Annotated in this window: 20 protein-coding genes and 3 pseudogenes; 2 read left to right on the plus strand and 21 right to left on the minus strand. The window is 69.5% G+C overall.

The genetic code is table 11. From position 1 onward, the window contains the following. Window positions 1–12: 12 nt before the first annotated feature. From AC2VOK_RS05510 to AC2VOK_RS05555, 10 genes and pseudogenes are all read right to left on the minus strand, one after another. Window positions 13–906, minus strand: coding sequence for an acyl-CoA thioesterase II (locus tag AC2VOK_RS05510; RefSeq protein ID WP_428899576.1), 894 nt, complete (start codon window positions 904–906; stop codon window positions 13–15). A 95-nt stretch (window positions 907–1,001) separates the two neighbouring features. Beyond that, window positions 1,002–2,420 (minus strand): pyruvate kinase, encoded by a 1,419-nt coding sequence (gene pyk / locus AC2VOK_RS05515; protein ID WP_428899577.1) that lies wholly within the window; start codon window positions 2,418–2,420, stop codon window positions 1,002–1,004. Between the two features lie 90 nt (window positions 2,421–2,510). Beyond that, window positions 2,511–2,879: a DUF2752 domain-containing protein gene (locus AC2VOK_RS05520; protein ID WP_428899578.1), complete on the minus strand. Its 369-nt coding sequence runs from the start codon at window positions 2,877–2,879 to the stop codon at window positions 2,511–2,513. Between the two features lie 61 nt (window positions 2,880–2,940). After that, a pseudogene (locus AC2VOK_RS05525) lies at window positions 2,941–3,375 on the minus strand (NINE protein). A gap of 272 nt (window positions 3,376–3,647) precedes the next feature. Beyond that, a complete protein-coding gene (gene lgt / locus AC2VOK_RS05530) occupies window positions 3,648–4,868 on the minus strand; it encodes a prolipoprotein diacylglyceryl transferase (RefSeq protein ID WP_428899579.1) in 1,221 nt (406 codons plus the stop codon). Further along, on the minus strand, window positions 4,865–5,677 hold the full coding sequence (gene trpA / locus AC2VOK_RS05535) for a tryptophan synthase subunit alpha (RefSeq protein WP_428899580.1): 813 nt from the start codon (window positions 5,675–5,677) through the stop codon (window positions 4,865–4,867). The genes lgt and trpA overlap by 4 nt, the downstream gene beginning before the upstream one ends. Then, window positions 5,674–6,936, minus strand: a complete 1,263-nt coding sequence (gene trpB / locus AC2VOK_RS05540) for a tryptophan synthase subunit beta (protein ID WP_428899581.1) — start codon at window positions 6,934–6,936, stop codon at window positions 5,674–5,676. Before trpB ends, trpA begins: the two co-directional genes overlap by 4 nt. Before the next feature lie 43 nt (window positions 6,937–6,979). After that, window positions 6,980–7,798, minus strand: coding sequence for an indole-3-glycerol phosphate synthase TrpC (trpC, locus tag AC2VOK_RS05545; protein WP_428899582.1), 819 nt, complete (start codon window positions 7,796–7,798; stop codon window positions 6,980–6,982). A 100-nt stretch (window positions 7,799–7,898) separates the two neighbouring features. Continuing rightward, a complete protein-coding gene (locus AC2VOK_RS05550) occupies window positions 7,899–8,567 on the minus strand; it encodes a TIGR02234 family membrane protein (protein ID WP_428899583.1) in 669 nt (222 codons plus the stop codon). Continuing rightward, a pseudogene (locus tag AC2VOK_RS05555) lies at window positions 8,564–10,092 on the minus strand (anthranilate synthase component I). Before AC2VOK_RS05555 ends, AC2VOK_RS05550 begins: the two are co-directional and overlap by 4 nt. 111 nt (window positions 10,093–10,203) lie before the next feature. Between AC2VOK_RS05555 and AC2VOK_RS05560 the strand changes: the two are divergent. After that, window positions 10,204–10,662, plus strand: coding sequence for a peroxiredoxin (locus AC2VOK_RS05560; protein WP_428899584.1), 459 nt, complete (start codon window positions 10,204–10,206; stop codon window positions 10,660–10,662). Window positions 10,663–10,690: 28 nt separating this feature from the next. Here AC2VOK_RS05560 and AC2VOK_RS05565 read toward each other — a convergent pair whose 3' ends face one another. From AC2VOK_RS05565 to hisD, 10 genes are all read right to left on the minus strand, one after another. Further along, window positions 10,691–11,788 carry a calcium:cation antiporter gene (locus AC2VOK_RS05565; RefSeq protein WP_428899585.1) on the minus strand — a complete coding sequence of 366 codons (1,098 nt, stop codon included), beginning with the start codon at window positions 11,786–11,788 and terminating at the stop codon, window positions 10,691–10,693. A 62-nt stretch (window positions 11,789–11,850) separates the two neighbouring features. Further along, complete coding sequence (locus AC2VOK_RS05570) at window positions 11,851–12,456, minus strand: class I SAM-dependent methyltransferase (RefSeq protein ID WP_421530004.1); 606 nt, start codon at window positions 12,454–12,456, stop codon at window positions 11,851–11,853. Between the two features lie 94 nt (window positions 12,457–12,550). Beyond that, complete coding sequence (gene hisI, locus AC2VOK_RS05575) at window positions 12,551–12,898, minus strand: phosphoribosyl-AMP cyclohydrolase (protein ID WP_428899586.1); 348 nt, start codon at window positions 12,896–12,898, stop codon at window positions 12,551–12,553. Continuing rightward, entirely contained in the window at window positions 12,895–13,680 is a 786-nt protein-coding gene (gene hisF / locus AC2VOK_RS05580) for an imidazole glycerol phosphate synthase subunit HisF (RefSeq protein WP_428899587.1), read from the minus strand. The genes hisI and hisF overlap by 4 nt, the downstream gene beginning before the upstream one ends. Window position 13,681: 1 nt before the next feature. Next, the gene (locus AC2VOK_RS05585) at window positions 13,682–14,482 is read right to left on the minus strand and encodes an inositol monophosphatase family protein (RefSeq protein WP_428899588.1); all 801 of its coding nucleotides are present in this window, start codon (window positions 14,480–14,482) and stop codon (window positions 13,682–13,684) included. A gap of 8 nt (window positions 14,483–14,490) precedes the next feature. Then, window positions 14,491–15,225: a bifunctional 1-(5-phosphoribosyl)-5-((5-phosphoribosylamino)methylideneamino)imidazole-4-carboxamide isomerase/phosphoribosylanthranilate isomerase PriA gene (priA, locus tag AC2VOK_RS05590; RefSeq protein ID WP_428899589.1), complete on the minus strand. Its 735-nt coding sequence runs from the start codon at window positions 15,223–15,225 to the stop codon at window positions 14,491–14,493. Between the two features lie 2 nt (window positions 15,226–15,227). Then, window positions 15,228–15,848, minus strand: coding sequence for an imidazole glycerol phosphate synthase subunit HisH (gene hisH / locus AC2VOK_RS05595; RefSeq protein ID WP_428899590.1), 621 nt, complete (start codon window positions 15,846–15,848; stop codon window positions 15,228–15,230). Next, window positions 15,845–16,477: an imidazoleglycerol-phosphate dehydratase HisB gene (gene hisB, locus AC2VOK_RS05600; RefSeq protein ID WP_428899591.1), complete on the minus strand. Its 633-nt coding sequence runs from the start codon at window positions 16,475–16,477 to the stop codon at window positions 15,845–15,847. The genes hisH and hisB overlap by 4 nt, the downstream gene beginning before the upstream one ends. Continuing rightward, window positions 16,474–17,610, minus strand: a complete 1,137-nt coding sequence (locus AC2VOK_RS05605) for a histidinol-phosphate transaminase (RefSeq protein ID WP_428899592.1) — start codon at window positions 17,608–17,610, stop codon at window positions 16,474–16,476. Before AC2VOK_RS05605 ends, hisB begins: the two co-directional genes overlap by 4 nt. Next, a complete protein-coding gene (gene hisD, locus AC2VOK_RS05610; RefSeq protein ID WP_428899597.1) occupies window positions 17,607–18,980 on the minus strand; it encodes a histidinol dehydrogenase in 1,374 nt (457 codons plus the stop codon). The genes AC2VOK_RS05605 and hisD overlap by 4 nt, the downstream gene beginning before the upstream one ends. 104 nt (window positions 18,981–19,084) lie before the next feature. On the opposite strand from hisD, the gene AC2VOK_RS05615 reads away from it, so the two are divergent. Beyond that, on the plus strand, window positions 19,085–19,507 hold the full coding sequence (locus tag AC2VOK_RS05615) for a nitroreductase family deazaflavin-dependent oxidoreductase (RefSeq protein ID WP_428899598.1): 423 nt from the start codon (window positions 19,085–19,087) through the stop codon (window positions 19,505–19,507). A gap of 119 nt (window positions 19,508–19,626) precedes the next feature. Here the strand turns inward: AC2VOK_RS05615 and AC2VOK_RS05620 are convergent. After that, window positions 19,627–19,721: pseudogene (locus AC2VOK_RS05620) on the minus strand (carboxylating nicotinate-nucleotide diphosphorylase); the annotation flags it as partial.

Consider the following 19,721-nt stretch of genomic DNA (forward strand, 5'->3'; position numbering starts at 1 on the left):
GCCGCGAACCGTCTATCGGCCGGCGGACGGGAAATACAACAGGACGCCCTCCTGCACCACCGTGGCGACGACCTTCCCCGAGCGGTCGAAGAAATGCCCGGTGCCCAGGCCGCGGGAGTCGGCGGCCACCGGCGAGGACGTCGAATACAACACCCAGTCGTTGAAGTTCACCTGCCGGTGAAACCAGATCGAGTGGTTGGCCGAGGCGGCGAAGATGCGATCGTAACCCCAGGACAGGCCATGAGTGGTGATGACCGAGTCGAGCACCGTGGTGTCCGACGAGTAGACCAGTGCCGCAGTATGCAGTACCGGGTCGTCGGGCAGCCTGCCCAGCGCCTTCTGCCACACGCGGTTGTGGGCAAGGCGCTCACCTTTGTCGCGCATCACCCACGAGGGATCGTTGGTGAAGCGCCATTCGATCGGATGCAGGGCGTTGACGAAGTGCGGAAGGGTTTCCTCGTAGCCCCGCAGCAGCGTGCTGAGCGGCGGCAGCGCGTCGGGTGGCGGCACCTGCGGTGCGCTGACGCCGTGCTCGAGCCCCTGTCCGCCGGACATGTAGGAGATCAGCGCCGACGACAGCAGCACGCCGTCCTGCACCGCGTCGACGCGCCGATTGGCGAAGCGCCGCTCGTCGCGCAGTCGCGTCACGCGGAACTCGATGTCCCGGGCGGTGTCGCCCCCGTTGATGAACTGCACCGCGAGCGCGCTGGGCGGCAGGTCTGGCGAGGGTAGCGTGCGGCTGCCGGCGACCAACGACTGGGCCATGAGCTGCCCGCCGAACGTCCGCATCGGGTTCTTGCTGGGATGCGAACCGACGAACACGTCGTCGGAAACGCGGTTCAGGTCGAGGACCGCCAACAGTTCCTTGAAATCGGGCGCATCGTTCGTCGCATCGCCGGCCGGCACGGGCTCTCCTTCTGGCTCGACATCCCTGTGGGTAGAGCTGGATTCCCTTGCCCGCCTCCTCCTCGGGCCGCTACGCGGCCCGCATCGTCGGCGGGCTAGACGTCATCCTCCCCGATCCTGTGCACATGAATCAGGTTGGTCGAACCTACCGTGCCAGGCGGGGCGCCGGCGACGATCACCACCAGGTCTCCGCGCTTGTAGCGGCCGAGGTCGAGCAGTGATCTGTCGACCTCACGAATCATGCCGTCGGTGGACTTCATCATCGGGACGATGAACGTCTCGGTGCCCCACGTCATGGCGAGCTGGCTGCGCACCTCGGGCCACGCCGTGAAGGCCAGCAACGGCAGCGGGGTGTGCAGGCGTGCCAGGCGCCGCACGGTGTCACCGGACTGCGTGAATGCGACAAGCGCCTTGGCGTCGAGGCGCTCGCCGATGTCGCGCGCCGCATAGGAGATCACCCCGCGCTTGGTCCGCGGCACATGAGTCAGCGGCGGGGCGGCCGTGGAGTTCTCCTCGACGGCGCACACGATGCGCGACATCGTGCGCACGGCCTCCAGCGGGTGTTTGCCCACCGATGTCTCTCCGGACAGCATCAGGGCGTCGGCGCCGTCGAGCACGGCGTTGGCGACGTCGGAGGCCTCGGCTCTCGTGGGCCGCGAATTCTCGATCATCGAGTCCAGCATCTGGGTTGCAACGATGACGGGTTTGGCGTTCTCCCTGGCCATCTGAATGGCCCGCTTCTGCACCAGGGGGACCTCTTCCAACGGCAACTCGACCCCCAGGTCGCCGCGGGCGACCATGATGCCGTCGAACGCCAGCACGATCGCTTCGAGGTTGTCGACGCCTTCGGGCTTTTCCAGCTTGGCGATCACCGGCACCCGCCGGCCGAGCCGATCCATCACCTCGTGCACCAGCTCGATGTCCGACGGCGAGCGCACGAAAGACAGCGCGACGATGTCCACGCCGAGGCTCACCGCAAAGGTGAGGTCCTCGATGTCCTTTTCCGAGAGGGGCGGCGCGGACACGCTCATGCCGGGCAGCGACATACCCTTGTTGTTGCTGACCGGGCCGCCCTCGACGACCGTGCAGACCACGTCGTCGCCCTCGATCGTGTCGACCATCAGGCCGACCTTGCCGTCGTCGACCAGCACTCGGTCGCCGACCGCGGCGTCCTTGGCCAGTCTCTTGTAGGTGGTCGACACCCGGTCGTGGCTTCCATCGCAGTCGGCCACGGTGATCCGCACCGTTTCCCCTGCGGCCCAGTAGGTGGGCCCGGCGGCAAAGCGTCCCAGCCGGATCTTCGGGCCCTGCAGGTCGGCGAGCACGCCGACCGCGCGGCCGGTGGCGTCCGAGGCGGCCCGCACCCGTTCGTAGGCGGCTTTGTGATCCGCGTAGTCGCCGTGGCTGAAGTTCAAACGGGCGACGTCCATTCCGGCTTGGACCAGCGCGAGAATCAGCTCGTCGGATTGGGTTGCAGGGCCAAGGGTGCAGACGATCTTCCCGCGTCTACTCACGCCGACTCAGCATAGTCGTGCCGATGACAGCGAGGTTGACCGCACGGTGGCGGCCGGCCGGCCACCCGGGAAATTCCGACACCGCGCCCCCTAACCGCCGGCAACGCCGGGAATCAGCGGGAATCCGGGAAGGTTTCGCACCACCGTCCATACCGCCGCGATGAGCGTGATGGTCAGCACGGCTGGTACCGGCAGTGGCTCCCTGCGGTGCCGGCGACGGAGCACGATCCATGCGGCCAGCACCGGGATACCGATGAGCGCGAAGGCGTTGTCGTTGAGGCCGGCCACGAGGTCGCCGTGCAGCACGTCGTGCGTCATCCGCAGCCCGCCGCACAGGGGACAGTTCCAGCCGGTCAGCGATTTGAACAGGCACGGCGGGTAGAGCGAGTTCGCGTGGTGCGGGTCGACGAGGCCGACATAACCCAGTGCGCCGGCGAGGACCGCGGCGGCGCCTGTCATGGTGTACGGGCGCACTCGGCACGGGCCGTGCCCACGACACGTACCCGCCCGCGTCCCCGGATCAGGTGCCGTCACGCAACGGCCGGCCCTGCGGATCGCTGACCTTGCCGGTCAACATCAGTACCGCATCGACGATGCCCCGGATGACAGCGCCAAGCCCGCACGTTGCCAGGCCGACGATCATCTGTGCGATCCCCAACCGCGTCTGTCCGAGGTAGATGCGGCCGATCCCGACGAAGCCGAGCAGTCCCAGCACCTGAAGCAGGCCCGCCACGACTTTCGATTTGTCCGGTCAGGGGGTGTCCGGTCAGGGGGTGTCCGGTCAGAGGGTGTCCGGTCAGAGGGTGTCCCCCGAAGGGCGCCGACGGGTCGAAGTAGGGTCCGCGCGCCGGGTAGCTCTGGCAGGGCGCACAGGGCGGCGGGTACCCGGGCGGCGGCGGCGGTGGCGCCCCGGAGCCTGGGTCGCGCCACGACGGATCGGTCACATGTGCAGCATGCCAGATGCGACGGGCCGGGGGGCGCCGTCCACATCCGCCACACGGGTACCTGGCAGGAGCCGGCGCACTTTTTGTTTTGCCCGCCTCGCAGCGACAGCGTGCAACCGGCCCGGGCTTTGTCGCTCGAAGGCGGGCACAACGGACACCACCTGGCCCCGGTAACGGATGCGACTGGTGTGACGAAAGCTGTGGCGGCGCGGGCGCGATCCGCGGCCTGCCGGCCTTTGCCTGCCGGCCTTTGCCTGCCGGACTTTCGGTGGCGTCGCCGTCGCTATCGGGCGGAACGCCGGATCCGGGGGCGAAGCGCCCACCTCCGCCGCGTTTCCCCGGCGGGCTCGCCGGCCGCAGGCGCCTCGACGGGCGTTTCGGTCGGTGGTTCCTCTGTTACTCCTGCGGCAGCCGGTTCTTCCGCGTCGGCTTCGACCTGCTGGGCTTCCGGTTCCTCGGCTTCCGGTTCCTCGGCGGGCTCGGCTTCCGGTTCCTCGGCGGGCTCGGCCCCCTCTCCCGCGTCGGGGGGGGCGCTCTCGTCCGCCGTGCTGACCTGAACCGTCTCGGCCGCGGGCGAAGCGACGGTCGAAAGCTCCTCCGTCCGCAAGGTTTCTGGCTCCGGCCCGTCGGCCGCGAAATCCTTGCCGCCCAGGCTGGCTGGATCCTCGCGGCCCTTCGGCGCCAGCATGATGTAGACGACGGCACCGACGAAAACGAACGTCGAGGTGAACGAATTGATCCGGATGCCCGCGATGTGAGTGGCCGGGTCGTCACGCAACAGCTCGACGCAGAAGCGACCGACGCAGTAACCCGCCACATAGAGGGCAAACAGCCGGCCGTGACCAAGCCTGAACCATCGATCCACATAGATCAGTGCCACGAAAACCACGAGGTTCCAGAGCAATTCGTACAGGAACGTCGGCTGCACGACCAAGGCCACCTGGCCCGTCGAGACTCCGTCGAGCGAATGGGTGTCGATGTATCCCGACGGTTCGCGACGGTAGAAAATCTCCAGCCCCCACGGCAGCGTGGTTTCCCGGCCGTAGAGCTCCTGGTTGAAATAGTTGCCCAGCCGGCCGATGGCCTGCGCCAGGACGATTCCCGGGGCAAGCGCGTCCCCGAAGGCCGGCAACGGAATTCGGTGACGCCGGCATCCGATCCAGGCACCGACGCCGCCGAGCGCAACCGCACCCCAGATGCCCAAACCGCCGTCCCAGATCCGCAACGCCGCCCCGGACCCGGCGCCGCCGGGTCCCCAATAGGTCCGCCAGTCGGTGGCCAGGTGGTAGAGCCTGCCGCCGACCAATCCGAACGGCACCGCCCACAGTGCGATGTCGTAGACCACACCGCGCTCGCCGCCCCGGGCCGCCCAACGCCGGTCGCCGATCAGCAGCGCGGCCACGATGCCGGCGATGATGCACAGCGCGTAGGCGCGCAGGGGCAGCGGCCCCAGATGCCAGACGCCCTGCGGGGGGCTGGGGAGGAATTCGGGCAGCATCGTCATGACCGAGGCGCCCTCGTTCTGACACCGGCGGCGAGCTCTTCGGTCAACGCGCGCAACGCAGGCAGACCGTCGGCGAGCGCTGACACCAGCGCTGATCCGACGATGACGCCGTCAGCGTAGCTGCCGATCTGGGCGGCCTGTTCCCATGCCCGCACCCCCAGGCCCACGCCTACGGGTATGTCCGACACTGCCTTCACCCTGTTCACCAGCTCGGGTGCGGCGTGCGACACCGCGTCCCGCGCCCCGGTCACGCCCATCGTCGAAGCCGCGTAGACGAATCCGCGCGACGCCTCCACCGTGGTCACCAACCGCTCCGACGTCGACGACGGCGCAACAAGGAATATGCGATCCAATCGATGCTCCTCGGACGCCGCCATCCACTGCCCGGCTTCGTCGGGAATTAGGTCGGGAGTGATGAGACCATATCCGCCGGCCGAGGCCAGATCGCGCGCGAACGAGTCAATCCCATAGCGCAGCACCGGGTTCCAGTAGGTCATCACCACGGCGTGCCCGCCGGCCCTGCTGATCGCCTCGACCGCCGCCAAGGTGTCCCGGACCCGCACTCCCCCGCGTAGCGCGGCCTCGGTGGCCTGTGCGATCGTCGGGCCGTCCATACCGGGATCGGAGTACGGTACGCCCACTTCGATGATGTCGCAACCGGATTCGACCAGCGCGATCATCGCGGTCACGGACCCCGGCACGTCGGGATAGCCGGTGGGCAGATAACCGATCAGCGCGGCGCGGGCGTCCGCGCGGCACGCGTCGAAGATCGGACCCAGCTTGCTCGCTTCGCGTTGTTCCACGGTCATTGCTCGCCGGGCTCCAACAGACCGAACCATTTCGCGGCCGCCTCGACGTCCTTGTCACCGCGACCCGACAGATTGACGACGATGACGGCGCCCGAACCCAACTCGGGTCCCACTTGCAACGCACCCGCCACCGCGTGTGCGGATTCGATGGCCGGGATGATGCCTTCGGTGCGGCACAGCAACCGGAACGCCTGCATCGCCTCGGAGTCGGTGATGGGCCGGTATTCGGCGCGCCCGGTCTCCTTGAGATGCGCGTGCTCGGGGCCCACGCCCGGGTAGTCCAGACCCGCCGAGATCGAATGGGATTCGACGGTCTGCCCGTCTTCGTCCTGCAACAGGTAGGAGAACGAACCCTGGAATGCCCCGGGCGAACCTCCGGTGAATGTCGCTGCGTGCCTGCCGGTTTCGACTCCCTCACCGGCCGCTTCGAAACCGATCAACCGCACACCCGGGTCGTCGATGAAGGGGTGGAAGATGCCGATCGCATTGGATCCGCCCCCCACGCAGGCCACCACCGCATCCGGCAGCCGGCCAGCCTGCTGCTGAATCTGCATGCGCGCCTCCATGCCGATGATCCGCTGGAAGTCACGCACCATCATCGGGAACGGGTGCGGCCCGGCCGCGGTGCCGAAACAGTAGTACGTGTCGTCGGCGTTGGTGACCCAGTCCCGGAACGCCTCGTTGATGGCGTCCTTGAGTGTCCGGGAACCGGTTTCGACCGAGACGACCTCGGCGCCCAGCAAGCGCATCCGGGCCACGTTGAGTGCCTGACGCGCGGTGTCGACGGCACCCATGTAGATCACGCACTCCAACCCCAGCAGCGCGCATGCAGTGGCCGTCGCGACCCCGTGCTGCCCTGCACCGGTTTCGGCGATCACCCGGCCCTTACCCATCCTGCGGGCGAGCAGGGCTTGGCCCAGCACGTTGTTGATCTTGTGAGATCCGGTGTGGTTCAGGTCTTCCCGCTTGAGAAAGATGCGCGCCGCGCCGGCATGCCCGGACAGGCGAACGGCCTCGTACAGCGGTGATGGCCGGCCGGTGTAATGCGCCTGAAGGTCATCCAGGGTGTCCAGGAAGTCGGGGGTGACGCGTTCTTTTTCATAAGCCGCGGTGACCTCTTCGACGACGGCCATCAACGCCTCGGGCAGGTATCGGCCTCCGTAAACGCCGAAATGCCCGCCCGGATCGGGATCGTGCCGGGTGGTTTCGCAGATTGCCGCACTCATCACAGGGAGGTCCGGCCTGGGCATACCGGCCATCACCAGGGCTCGACGCGCGGATGACTCATCGCGTTCAACGTGTCTAGCGAGCCGGTTTCGGACAGGACGGATGGGTGCCCGCGGTGACCAGGTCGGCAACCGCGGCGCGCGGGTCACCGCTTTTGACCAGACCTTCGCCGACCAACACCGCATCGGCGCCCGCGCCGGCATAGGCCAACAGGTCCCCGGTGCCGCGCACACCGGACTCGGCGACCCTGATCACGTCGCTGGGCAGCCCGGGCGCGATGCGCGCGAAGCAATCCCGGTCCACCTCCAGCGTGGTGAGGTCGCGGGCGTTGACACCGATCACCTTGGCCCCGGCCGTCAACGCGCGGTCGGCTTCTTCCTCGGTGTGCACCTCCACGAGCGCCGTCATACCGAGGGATTCGGTACGGTCCAGCATCGAGACGAGCGCCGACTGGTCCAGCGCAGCCACGATGAGCAGGAGCATGTCGGCGCCGTGAGCCCGCGCCTCGTGGATCTGATAGGGCTGTATCACAAAGTCTTTGCGCAGGATCGGCACCGAGACGGCGGCCCGCACCGCGTCGAGGTCGTCGAGCGAGCCGGCGAAGCGCCGCTCCTCGGTCAGCACGCTGATGATGCGCGCGCCGCCGTCCTCGTAAGCCCGGGCCAGTTTCGCCGGATCGGCAATGGTCGCCAGGGTGCCCGCCGAAGGGCTGGCGCGCTTCACCTCGGCGATGACGCCAATGCCGGGCTGACGCAAAGCGGCCATCACGTCGAGCGGCGGCGCCGCCGCCGCGGCGGCGGCTTTGACCTCCGACAGGCCGATCAGGGCTTCGCGCGCGGCAACGTCGGCCCGGACTCCCTCGAGGATGGAGTCGAGCACGGTTGCCGGACTCATGCCTGTCGTTTCCTTCCCACTGTCATCCGGCTGTTCATGACGGCGCCCAGCCGATTCCGACGACGTCCATGAAGGGTAGCGGCCGTGCACGTGCGGTACATCACCGCCCCTCGCTGTCCGAGCCGCGGGCGCGTGCCGTGGGGTCACGGCCCTCGTCAAGCGCATCCCAGATCATCCGTTCCGACATCTCCGGTGTGTCCGGCCCCTCCGACGTCGCCCCTTCGGCACCCTCTCTGCGCGCCAGCGACCGTCGCGTCGCGGGCGCGGCGTATTTCGTTGCGCTCGAACGGATCGATCCCGAACCCACGGCCGACCGCATCAGCAAAGCCGAGGCGATCAGCGTGCACACGGCGGCCCCCACCGCGACCGCCGCGCCCCCGTACTGCCGCTGGCTCCCGACCAGGGCCATCGTCGGGACGTGCGCCAGATCGGCACCGCGCACCGCGACGTCCGGGACGACCCACAGGCTGACACCGAGGTAGCCGACCGCCAGGCTGGCCGCGGCCAGCAGCGCCGCCAACACGCGCAGCACCCACCCGCGCACCGCGAGCACGGCGACGGCCGCCGCCAGCATCAGCAGCGCCAGCGGCAGCAGTGCCGTCGACCACACCGCGCCGGTCAGGATCACCTGCTTGGGTGGGCCCAGGTCGTCGAACGAGCGGACCTCCACCCACGGCAGCCGCGACGCCGCCCACAGCGCGCCGGCCGCGACCACCAGCAGCAGCTGCGCGATCCGGAGCGCCAGCCGGGCCCGCCGGTCACCGGTCATGTCGCATCGGGAGCGGTCAGCGTCTCGGCGGCGGCGATCGCATTGAGCACCGCGCGCGCCTTGTTGGACGCCTCGGTGTACTCATAGGGCCCGTTGGAGTCGGCCACCACCCCGCCGCCGGCCTGCACGTAGGCGGTGCCGTCGCGCATCAGCGTGGTGCGGATCGCGATCGCGAAGTCGGCGTTGCCGGCGAAGTCGAGGTAGCCGACCACTCCGCCGTACAAGCCGCGGCGCGTCTTCTCGACCTCCTCGATGAGTTCCATCGCCCGCACCTTCGGCGCCCCGGACAACGTGCCCGCCGGGAAGCAGGCCGCACCGCGTCCAGGGCGGTCCGGTGCTCGTCGAGCATGCCGGTCACCGTCGAGACCAGGTGCATCACATGGCTGTAGCGCTCGATGTGGCTGTAGTCATCGACCCGCACGGTGCCCGGGACGCAAACCCTGCCGAGGTCGTTGCGGCCCAGGTCGACCAGCATCAGGTGCTCGGCGCGTTCCTTGTCGTCGGCCAGCAGCTCCTTTTCCAGCAGCTGGTCTTCTTCCTCGTTGTCGCCCCGCCACCGCGTCCCGGCGATCGGATGCGTTGTCGCCCGGCCCTCCGCGACGGTGACCAATGCTTCGGGGCTGGATCCGACGATCGAAAAATCCGTTGCGCCATCGCTGTTCGGGACATGCATCAGGTACATGTAGGGACTGGGGTTGGTGGCTCGCAGCATCCGGTAGACGTCGACGGGATCGACGCCGGTGTCCATCTCGAAGCGCTGGGAGGGCACCACCTGGAATGCCTCTCCGGCCGCGATCTGCTCGACGAGGTAATCGACGATCTTGCCGTATTCCTCGACGGTGCGCTGCGCGCGGAACCGTGGTCGGGGCCTGCCGAACGTGGCGACCGTCGACGGCAGCGCCTGGCCCAGCGCCTTCGTCATCACGTCGAGCCGGCCCACCGCGTCGTCGTAGGCCTCGTCGACGTGCTCGTCGGTGCCGTTCCAGTTCACCGCGTTGGCGATCAGCGTGATGGTGCCCTCGTGGTGGTCGACCGCGGCCACATCGGTGGCCAACAGCAACAACATGTCGGGCAGGTTCAGATCGTCGGCGGCCAACTCGGGCAGCCGTTCCAGGCGCCGCACCAGGTCGTAGGCGAAGAAGCCGACCATGCCGCCCGACAGCGGCGGCAACCCGGGCAGTGCGCCGGTGGCCAGCAACCCAAGCGTGGTCCGCAGCGCCTGCAGCGGGTCGCCGCCGGTGGGTGCGTCCCTGGGCACCGCGCCCAGCCACACCGCTTCGCCGTCGCGCACGGTCAGCGCCGACGGCGCCCCCGCCCCGATGAACGACCACCGCGACCACGAGCGCCCATTCTCGGCGGATTCCAGCAGGAAGGTGCCCGGTCGGTTGGCGGCGAGTTTGCGGTAGGCCGACAGCGGCGTCTCGCTGTCGGCCAGGACCTTGCGGGTCACCGGAACCACGCGGTGTTCTGCCGCCAACCGGCGGAAATCCCCCCGTGAGGTGGTGGCGGCGAAGTCGTCGTGCACCGGACTATCCTCCCAGACGGGTTGCGGGCGGCCCGCGAGCGTAACGCCACGGCGCTCCACGGCCCGATTTTTCGCCGTGCCGTTACGCCCGCGAGCGGTAGCGTGACGAGCATGAAACCTGGTGACACCGTGGCCGACTTCGAACTTCCCGACCAGACGGGAACGCCACGCAAGCTCAGCGCCCTACTTTCCGACGGACCGGTGGTGTTGTTCTTCTACCCTGCCGCGATGACGCCCGGCTGCACCAAGGAAGCTTGCCATTTCCGTGATCTTGCCGCCGAGTTCGCCGCGACCGGGGCCTGCCGCGTCGGCATCAGCGCCGATCCCGTCCACAAGCAGGCCAAGTTCGCCGAGATGCAGAAGTTCGACTATCCGCTGCTGTCCGACGTCGACGGCACGGTGGCCGCGCAGTTCGGCGTCAAGCGCGGTCTGCTGGGCAAGTTGATGCCGGTCAAGCGCACCACCTTCGTCATCGACACCGATCGCACGGTGCTCGACGTGATCGCCAGCGAGTTCAGCATGGACACCCACGCCGACAAGGCGCTGCAGACGCTGCGGTCGCGGTCGTAGCCCCGGTGGCGCGGGGAGACGCAAAAACTCAGGGGATGACCGACAGGAACACGTAGGCGGCCAGCAACACCAGGTGCACCTCACCCTGCAGCCGGGTGGCCCGCCCGGGCACCACCGTGAGCACGCTGATCACCACCGTCAGTGCGAGCAGCACCAACTGGGTGGCGCCCAACCCCAAGAGCAGCGGCCCCTGCAGCCAGATCGACGCCAGCGCGATGGCCGGGATGGTGAGCCCGATGCTGGCCAGCGACGAGCCATAGGCCAGGTTCAGACTGGTCTGGATGCGGCCCTGCCGCGCCGCGCGCGCCGCCGCGAGCGTTTCGGGGAGCAGGACCAGGGCGGCAATCACCACCCCGACGAACGACTGCGGGAAGCCGGCCGCCGACACCAGGTGCTCGATGGTCGACGACTCTTCTTCGGCCAGCCCCACCACCGCGACCAGCGCCACCAGCAACAGGCCCAGGCTGCGCAACGCGGCCGCGGTGCTCGGCGGCTCGGCATGACTCTCGTCCTCGAAGAAGCTCTTCTGGCCTTTTTGGGTGACCGGCAGGAAGAAGTCACGGTGCCGCACATTCTGCGTGAACACGAAGAGCAGGTAGAGCCCCAGCGAGGCGACCGCGGCGAACGCCAACTGGCCGGGAGAGAACGCCTGTCCGCCCCGGGTGGTGGTGAACGAGGGCAGTGCCAGACTCAGTGTCGCCAGTGTGGTGAGCGTGGCCAGCGCCGCGCCGCTGCCCTCGGCGTGGAACAAGGTCACGCCATAGCGGCGCGAGCCGAGCAACAGCGACAGGCCGGCGATCCCATTCGTGGTGATCATCAACGCGGCGAACACGGTGTCGCGGGCCAACGTCGACGTCTCGTGCCCGCCGGACGCCATCAGCGTGATGATGAGCGCCAGCTCGATGGTCGTCACCGCCGCGGCCAACACCAGCGAGCCGAACGGCTCGCCGACGCTGTGCGCGACCACCTCCGCATGGTTGACGGCGGCCAGCACGGCACCGATCAGGAACACCGCCAGCAGCGAAGCAAGCACCGGCCCGATTTCCGCGCCCCAGCTCAGCGCGAGCGCGAGCGCGACGACGGAAAGCACGGGTACGACCACCGTCCACGACACGCGTTTCGACATCGCCCGTCATTGTCGTCGAAATTGGCCCGGAATGCGCGCGCTGCCGCCCTCGGCGCGGTCGTCTACGCCGGTCGAAGCACCGCGACGAGGAAGTCCGAGTCTTCGCTGAAGGGCCGCAGATCCCAGGTGGACAGCAACAGGTCGGGAGTGAGCCCGGCAGCCGCCGCGTCGTCGAGGAACTGGCCGAACGCGTAGTCGCGCCCGGCGCCGAAGCCGATCACGGCGCGGCCGTCACACCCGAGGTGGGCGCGCACCCGGCTCAGCACCCGGACGCGGGTACCCGGGGCCAAAAATGCCATGACGTTGCCGGCCATGACGATGGCGTCGAACGGCTCGGCGATGCCGCGCGCGGGCAGGTCGAGTTCGGCGAGGTCGCCGACCAGATAACGGGGCCCGGGATGATCCTGCTCGGCCGCCGCGATGAGCACCGGGTCCACGTCGACGCCGACGACGTGGTGGCCGGCGGCGGCCAGGTACCCGCCGAGTCGCCCGGGTCCGCAGCCGGCGTCCAGGATGCGGGCGCCGCGGGGCACCATCGCATCGACGAACCGGGCCTCGCCGGCCAGATCCTCGCCGGCGCGGGCCATCGAACGGAAACGTTCCACGTACCAGTGGGAGTGTTCGGGGTTGGCCGCGACCTTGCGCATCCAGATGCTTTGCTCGCCCATACGGTCATTGTCGGCCATTGTCGCAACACGGACCCGGAAGGCGAACGCCCGTTGCCGCGATCACCGCGCCCAACGGACTCGACACCGTGTCGCGTCAGCCCTCGGGCTCCAGCAGCACGTCGGCGTCGAAACAGCTGTGGTCGCCGGTGTGGCAGGCGCCGCCTTCCTGGTCGACCGTCAGCAGCACGGTGTCGCCGTCGCAGTCCAGGCGCACCGCGTGCACATGCTGCGTGTGGCCCGAGGTCGCGCCTTTGACCCACTGCTGGGCGCGGGAGCGCGAATAATAGGTGGCCTCGCGGGTTTCCAGAGTGCGCGCCAGCGCCGCGTCGTCCATCCAGGCGACCATCAGTACCTCGCCGCTGCCGCGCTCCTGCACGACGGCGGCGAAAAGGCCCTCGGCGTTGCGTTTCAGGCGTGCCGCGATCGCGGGGTCCAGCGTCATCGCACGACCACCCCCGCTGCGGCCATCGCCGCCTTCACCTGGCCGATCGTCAGCTCGCGGAAGTGAAAGACGCTGGCCGCCAAAACCGCATCCGCGCCGGCCGCGACCGCGGGCGCGAAATGCTCGGCCGCGCCGGCCCCGCCGCTGGCGATCACCGGCACGGTGACCGCCGACCGGACCGCGCGCAGCATCGCCAGGTCGAACCCGGCCTTGGTGCCGTCGGCGTCCATCGAGTTCAGCAGGATCTCCCCCACCCCCAGATCCGCCCCGCGTGACGCCCACTCGACGGCATCGATGCCGGTACCGCGGCGGCCCCCGTGAGTGGTGACCTCCCAGCCCGACGGGGTGGGCACCGCTCCCGGCGGTACCGTGCGGGCGTCGACCGACAACACGATGCACTGCGAGCCGAACTGCCTTGCCATCTCTTCCAGCAGGTCGGGCCGGGCGATCGCGGCGGTGTTCACCGAGACCTTGTCGGCACCCGCGCGCAGCAGGGTGTCGACGTCCCCGACCGCGCGCACCCCGCCGCCGACCGTCAGTGGAATGAACACCTGCTCGGCGGTGCGGCGCACCACGTCCAGCATCGTCGCCCTGCCCGACGACGACGCGGTCACGTCCAGGAAGGTCAGTTCGTCGGCGCCTTCGGCGTCGTAGGCCGCCGCCAACTCCACCGGATCGCCGGCGTCGCGCAGGTTCTCGAAGTTGACGCCCTTGACGACACGTCCGGCGTCGACATCCAGGCACGGGATCACCCGCACGGCAAGGCCGCTACCCGCGTCCATCTCAGTAATCCTCCGGTGTGCCGGTGGCGCGCAGGATCTCGAGTATCTCGCCGTGCGCGCCCGGCGCCGCGGCCAGCGCCGACCGCGCCGCGGGTGTCCACGCCTCGCCGGCGAGGCTGGTGACGATGCCACCGGCGGCCCGCACCAACGCCACGCCGGCGGCGTGGTCCCAGATGTGGTCCCCGAAACTTATTGCCCCACCGAGAATCCCGTCGGCCACGTAGACGAGGTCGATGCCGGTGGAGCCGTGCATGCGCAGCCGCGACGACACCCGGCTGAGGTTCTCCAGCACGGCCATCCGATACCGTCCGGGGAAACGCCCCCGCGCATCGGCGGTGAACGTGCCCACCCCGACCAGGCTGTCGACCAGTTTGGTGTCGACCAGCGGAGGCTGCGGCACACCGTTTTTCAGCAACGGACCCCCGGCGACGGCGGTGTAGCGATCGTCGACGAAAGGCAGCCAGGTCAGGCCCGCCACCGGTTCCCCATCGTGCAGCAGGGCCAGCAGGATGGCAGCCATCGGTGACCCGGCGGCGTAGTTGAAGGTGCCGTCGATCGGGTCCAGCACCCACACCCACGGCTCGTCGACGTCGGTCCCGCCGAACTCCTCGCCGTGCACCCCGATCCCAGTGGTCTCGACCAGCGCAGCGACCACCTGTCGCTCGATCGCCAGGTCGATCTCGGTGGCGAAGTCGTTGCCCTTCTTGGCAACCGCCGAATCGGCCCGGTGGCCCTCCAGAAACTGCGGCACGGCGGCGTCGAGGATCACCGACGCCTGCGCGACCAGCGCGGTGAGATCCATCGCAGACCCTAGCCTCGCACCGCGGCCAGCGCCTGAGGCAACGTGAACCGCCCGGCGTAGAGGGCCTTGCCCACGATGGCGCCCTCGACGCCGCGACGGGTCAGGGTGGCGATCGCGCGCAGGTCGTCCACGCTGGCCACGCCACCGGAGGCGATCACCGGGGCCTCGGTGTGCTCGGCGACGCGGGCCAGCAGGTCCAGGTTGGGCCCGCCCAGCGTGCCGTCCTTGGTGACGTCAGTGACGACATAGCGTGAACATCCTTCGCCGTCGAGGCGTTCCAACACTTCCCACAGATCGCCACCGTCGGTCTCCCAGCCGCGACCGCGCAGCCGGTGCCGTCCGTCCTCGATCTGCACGTCGAGCCCGACGGCCACCTTGTCGCCGTGCTCGGCAATCGCGCGGGCGCACCACTTCGGGTTCTCCAGCGCCGCCGTGCCCAGGTTCACCCGGGCGCAGCCGGTGGCCAGGGCCGCGGTCAGCGAGTCGTCGTCGCGGATGCCGCCCGAGAGCTCCACCCGAACGTCGAGCTTGCCCACCACCTGTGCGAGCAGGTCGCGGTTGGAGCCCCGGCCGAAGGCGGCGTCCAGATCCACCAGGTGAATCCATTCGGCGCCGTCGCGCTGCCAGTTCAGCGCCGCGTCCAGCGCCGAGCCGTACTCGGTTTCACTGCCCGCCCTGCCCTGCACCAGGCGAACGGCACGGCCGTCGACCACGTCGACGGCGGGTAACAAAATCAGCGGCATCTCTACAACCCCTCAACCCAATTGCTCAGCACGGCCGCGCCGGCATCCCCGCTCTTCTCGGGGTGAAACTGGGTGGCGCACAGCGCACCGTCCTCGACCGCGGCCAGAAAAGGCGCCCCGTGGGTGGCCCAGGTCGGCATCGCATCCCGGGTCCCCTCCCAGCGTTGTGCCGCGTAGGAGTGCACGAAGTAGAACCGGGTGTCGGCATCCAGGCCCTTGAACAGCGCACTGCCCGGCGCGGCATTCACCACGTTCCAGCCCATGTGCGGGATCACCGGGGCGCGCAGCCGGATGACCTCCCCCGGCCATTGCCCGCAGCCCTTCGTCTGGACCCCGAACTCGATGCCGCGGGCGAACAAGATCTGCATGCCGACGCATACCCCCAGCACCGGTCGGCCGCCCGCGACCCGATCGGCGATGATGCGCCGGCCGCCGATCCTGCCCAGGCCGTTCATGCAGGCCTCGAAGGCACCGACGCCGGGCACCACCAGCCCGTCGGCCGCCGCGGCGGCACCCGCGTCGGAAGTCACCTCGACCGACGCGCCGACCCGTTGCAGCGCGCGTTGCGCCGACCGCAGATTGCCCGAGCCGTAGTCCAGGACCACAACAGATGGCTTCGTCACAGAACGCCTTTGGTGGACGGCACACCCGACACCCGGGGATCGGGCTCGACGGCCTGGCGCAACGCGCGGGCAACGGCCTTGTACTGCGCCTCGGTGATGTGGTGCGGGTCGCGCCCGTAGAGGACACGCACGTGCAGCGCGATGCGGGCGTTGGCGGCCAGCGACTCGAACACGTGCCGGTTGGCCACGGTGTGGTAGGGCACCGAGCTACCCGCAATGGTGGTGCGCAACAGGTGATCCGGCTCCCCGGTGTGCACGCAGTAGGGCCGCCCGGACACGTCGACCGCGGCGTGGGCCAGCGTCTCGTCCATCGGGATGAACGCGTCCCCGAAGCGGCGGATGCCCTTCTTGTCGCCGAGCGCTTCGCGCAGCGCCTGGCCCAGCGCGATCGCGGTGTCCTCGATGGTGTGGTGCCCTTCGATCTCGACGTCGCCCTTGGTGCGCACGGTCAGGTCGAAGCTGGCGTGGCTGCCCAGCGCCGTGAGCATGTGGTCGTAGAACGGGACACCGGTGTCGACGTGGACCACACCGGTGCCGTCGAGGTCCAGTTCGATGACGATGTCGGATTCGCGGGTGCGACGCTCGATGCGCGCGCGGCGGGTTTTCCCAGCGTTCTCGGTCGCGGTCACGGTGCTCCTACGGGGGTGACGGGCGCCAGTTCGGTGGCGGCGATGTGGGCACTGGCCCGCAGAAACGCGTCGTTCTCCTCGGTCAGGCCCGTGGTGGCGCGCAGGTAGCCGGCGATGCCGACGTCGCGGATCAGCACGCCGGCGTCCAGGTAGCGCTGCCAGGCGCCCGGTGCGTCGGCGAACTCCCCGAACAGCACGAAGTTCGCGTCGCTCGGTATGACGCGGAAACCCATGTCGCACAATGCTTTCGCCACACGCTCCCGCTCGGCGATCAGCGCGGCGACGCTGCCCAGGGTGTCGTCGGCGTGCCGCAGCGCGGCCCTCGCCGCGGCCTGGGTGACCGAGGACAGGTGGTAGGGCAACCGCACCAGCAGCAGCGCGTCGATCACCGCCGGTGTGGCGACCAGATAGCCGAGCCTGCCGCCGGCGAAGGCGAACGCCTTGCTCATGGTGCGGGTGACGACCAGCCGCGTCGGGTACTCGGCGACCAGCGACACCGCGCTGGGCTGCGCGGAGAATTCGCCGTAGGCCTCGTCGAGGATCAGGATGCCCGGCACCACGTCGAGCAGCCGCCGCAGGTCGGGCAGCGAGATGCTCTGTCCCGAAGGGTTGTTGGGGCTGGCGACGAACACGACGTCGGGCTTGTTCTCGGCGATCGCGGCGACCGCCGTGTCCAGGTCGAGGCTGAAGTCGTCGGCGCGGGGCGCCTCGATCCATTCGGTCTGCGTGCGGTGCGAGATGATCGGGTGCATCGAGTAGGAGGGGACGAACCCGATCGCGGTGCGGCCCGGCCCGCCGAAAGCCTGCAGGAGCTGCTGCAGGATCTCGTTGGAACCATTTGCCGCCCAGATGTTTTCGACGCCAAGCCGGATACCGGTCTGGGCGGTGAGATAGCCGGCCAGGTCGCGGCGCAGCGCCACCGCGTCGCGGTCGGGGTAGCGGTGCAGTGCGGCGGCCGCCGCACCCACCGAGCGCGTGACGTCCTCGACGAGCGCCGCGGTGGGCGGGTGCGGGTTCTCGTTGGTGTTGAGACGCACCGGCACCTCCAATTGTGGTGCGCCGTAAGGCGATTTGCCCCGCAGGTCCTCGCGCAGCGGCAGGTCCTCGAGCATCGGCTGCTCGGGCGTGCTCATCGCTCGAACCTCCGCCGCACCGCCACACCGTGGGCGGGCAGGTCCTCGGACTTGGCCAGCGTGACCACGTGCCCGGACACGTCCTTGAGGGCCGCCTCGGTGTAGTCGACGACATGGATGCCGCGCAGGAACGTCTGCACCGACAGGCCGCTGGAGTGCCGCGCACTGCCCGCCGTCGGCAGCACGTGGTTGGACCCGGCGCAGTAGTCGCCGAGGCTCACCGGCGCGTACGGGCCCACGAAGATGGCCCCGGCCGAACGGATCCGCTCGGCCACCCGGGCCGCGTCGGCGGTCTGGATCTCCAGGTGTTCGGCGGCGTAGGCGTTGACGACGTCGACCCCGGCGTCCAGGTCGTCGACCAGGATGATCGCCGACTGGGGTCCGCCGAGGGCGGTCGTGACGCGGTGGCGGTGCACCGTGGTTTGCAGCTGGACGGCCAGTTCGGCGTCGGTGGCGTCGGCCAGGCCGGTGCTGGGGGTGACCAGCACGCTGGCGGCCATCTCGTCGTGTTCGGCCTGGCTGATCAGGTCGGCCGCCACGTGCGCCGGGTCGGCGGTGTGGTCGGCGAGGATGGCGATCTCGGTCGGCCCGGCTTCGGCGTCGATGCCCACCTGGGAGCGGCAGAGCCGCTTGGCGGCGGTGACATAGATGTTGCCGGGCCCGGTGATCATGTCCACCGGCGCCAGCTCGGTGTCGCCGCCCGGCGACGATGCGGACCGCGTGCGGTCCGGGGAGAAGCCGGGCCATTCGGCCCCCGTGTCGATGCCGCCGTAGGCCAGCAGCGCCACCGCCTGCGCGCCGCCCACGGCCCACACCTCGTCGACGCCCAGCAGCGCGGCCGCGGCCAGGATGGTCGGGTGCGGCAGGCCGTCAAAACGTGCCTGCGGCGGGCTGGCGACGACCAGGGAGGCGACGCCGGCGGCCTGTGCGGGCACCACGTTCATCACCACGCTCGACGGGTATACCGCGTTGCCGCCGGGCACGTACAGGCCCACCCGCTCGACCGGGACCCACCGCTCGGTGACCGTCGCGCCCGGCCCCAGCGTGGTGGTCACGTCAGGGCGGCGCTGGTCGGCGTGCACGGCGCGGGTGCGCTCGATCATCACCGCCAGCGCGTCGCGGACCTCGGGCGCCAGGCCGGACAGCGCCGCCTCGAGCGCGGCGGCGGGCACCCGGACCGCCGCAGGCCGCACGTGGTCGAACGACGCTCCGTAGTCCAGCGCCGCCTGCGCGCCGCGCTCGGCGACGGCCGCCACGATCGGGCGGACCGTCGGAAGAACGGACTCCACGTCGGCGCCGCCGCGCGGCAGCGCCGCCCGCAGCCGGGCAGCCGTCAACTCCGTGCCCCGCAAGTCGATGCGGGCGATCACAGGTGTCGGCGTGGCAGTCACATCGCCCATTGTCCCAGAGCAACTCAAGTCGTTATCCGGCCGGTACAGTGCCGGTGAACACCCGCTTCGGAAAGGGAGCCGCAATGTCCGCAAAGGATCATCCCAACAACGCGCCGGGCGTCCCGATGGTGTTCCCGCCCTGGTTCGAGCGCTTCCAGATCAAATACTTCAACCCGGCGGTCAAGCCGTTCGCGCGTTTTCTGCCCGCAACGGCGACCATCACGCATCGCGGGCGCACGTCCGGCAAGCCCTACGAGACCATCATCACGCCCTATCGCAAGGGAAACGTGCTGGCGATCGCGCTCGGCCACGGCAAGACCAACTGGGTCAAGAACGTGCTGGCCGCCGGCGAGGCCGACGTGCGGTTCAGCCGCAACCGCGTGGTGCACCTCACCAATACGCGGATCCTGCCGGCCGGTTACGAGGGGCCCGACGTCGACAAGCTGCCGCGGATGGCGCGCATGCAGTTGCGCCGGATCGGGGTGTTCGTCGGCGATATCGCCTGAGGCCGTGGGCGTTCCGCGCGTCGAGACATAAGCCAGCGCGAAGCGCATCGGCGTGTCGTGTGCGTGGTGTATGTGTCGCGACAGAGCGAGCGGGGCGGGACGGGGCCTGGGCGCGAACCCTACATGTCCAGGCCGATGTCGAGCACGCGCACCGAATGGGTCAGCGCCCCGACGGCCAGGTAGTCCACCCCGGTCGCGGCGTAGGTCGCCGCGC

This window comes from Mycobacterium sp. TH-M116 (assembly GCF_057473685.1).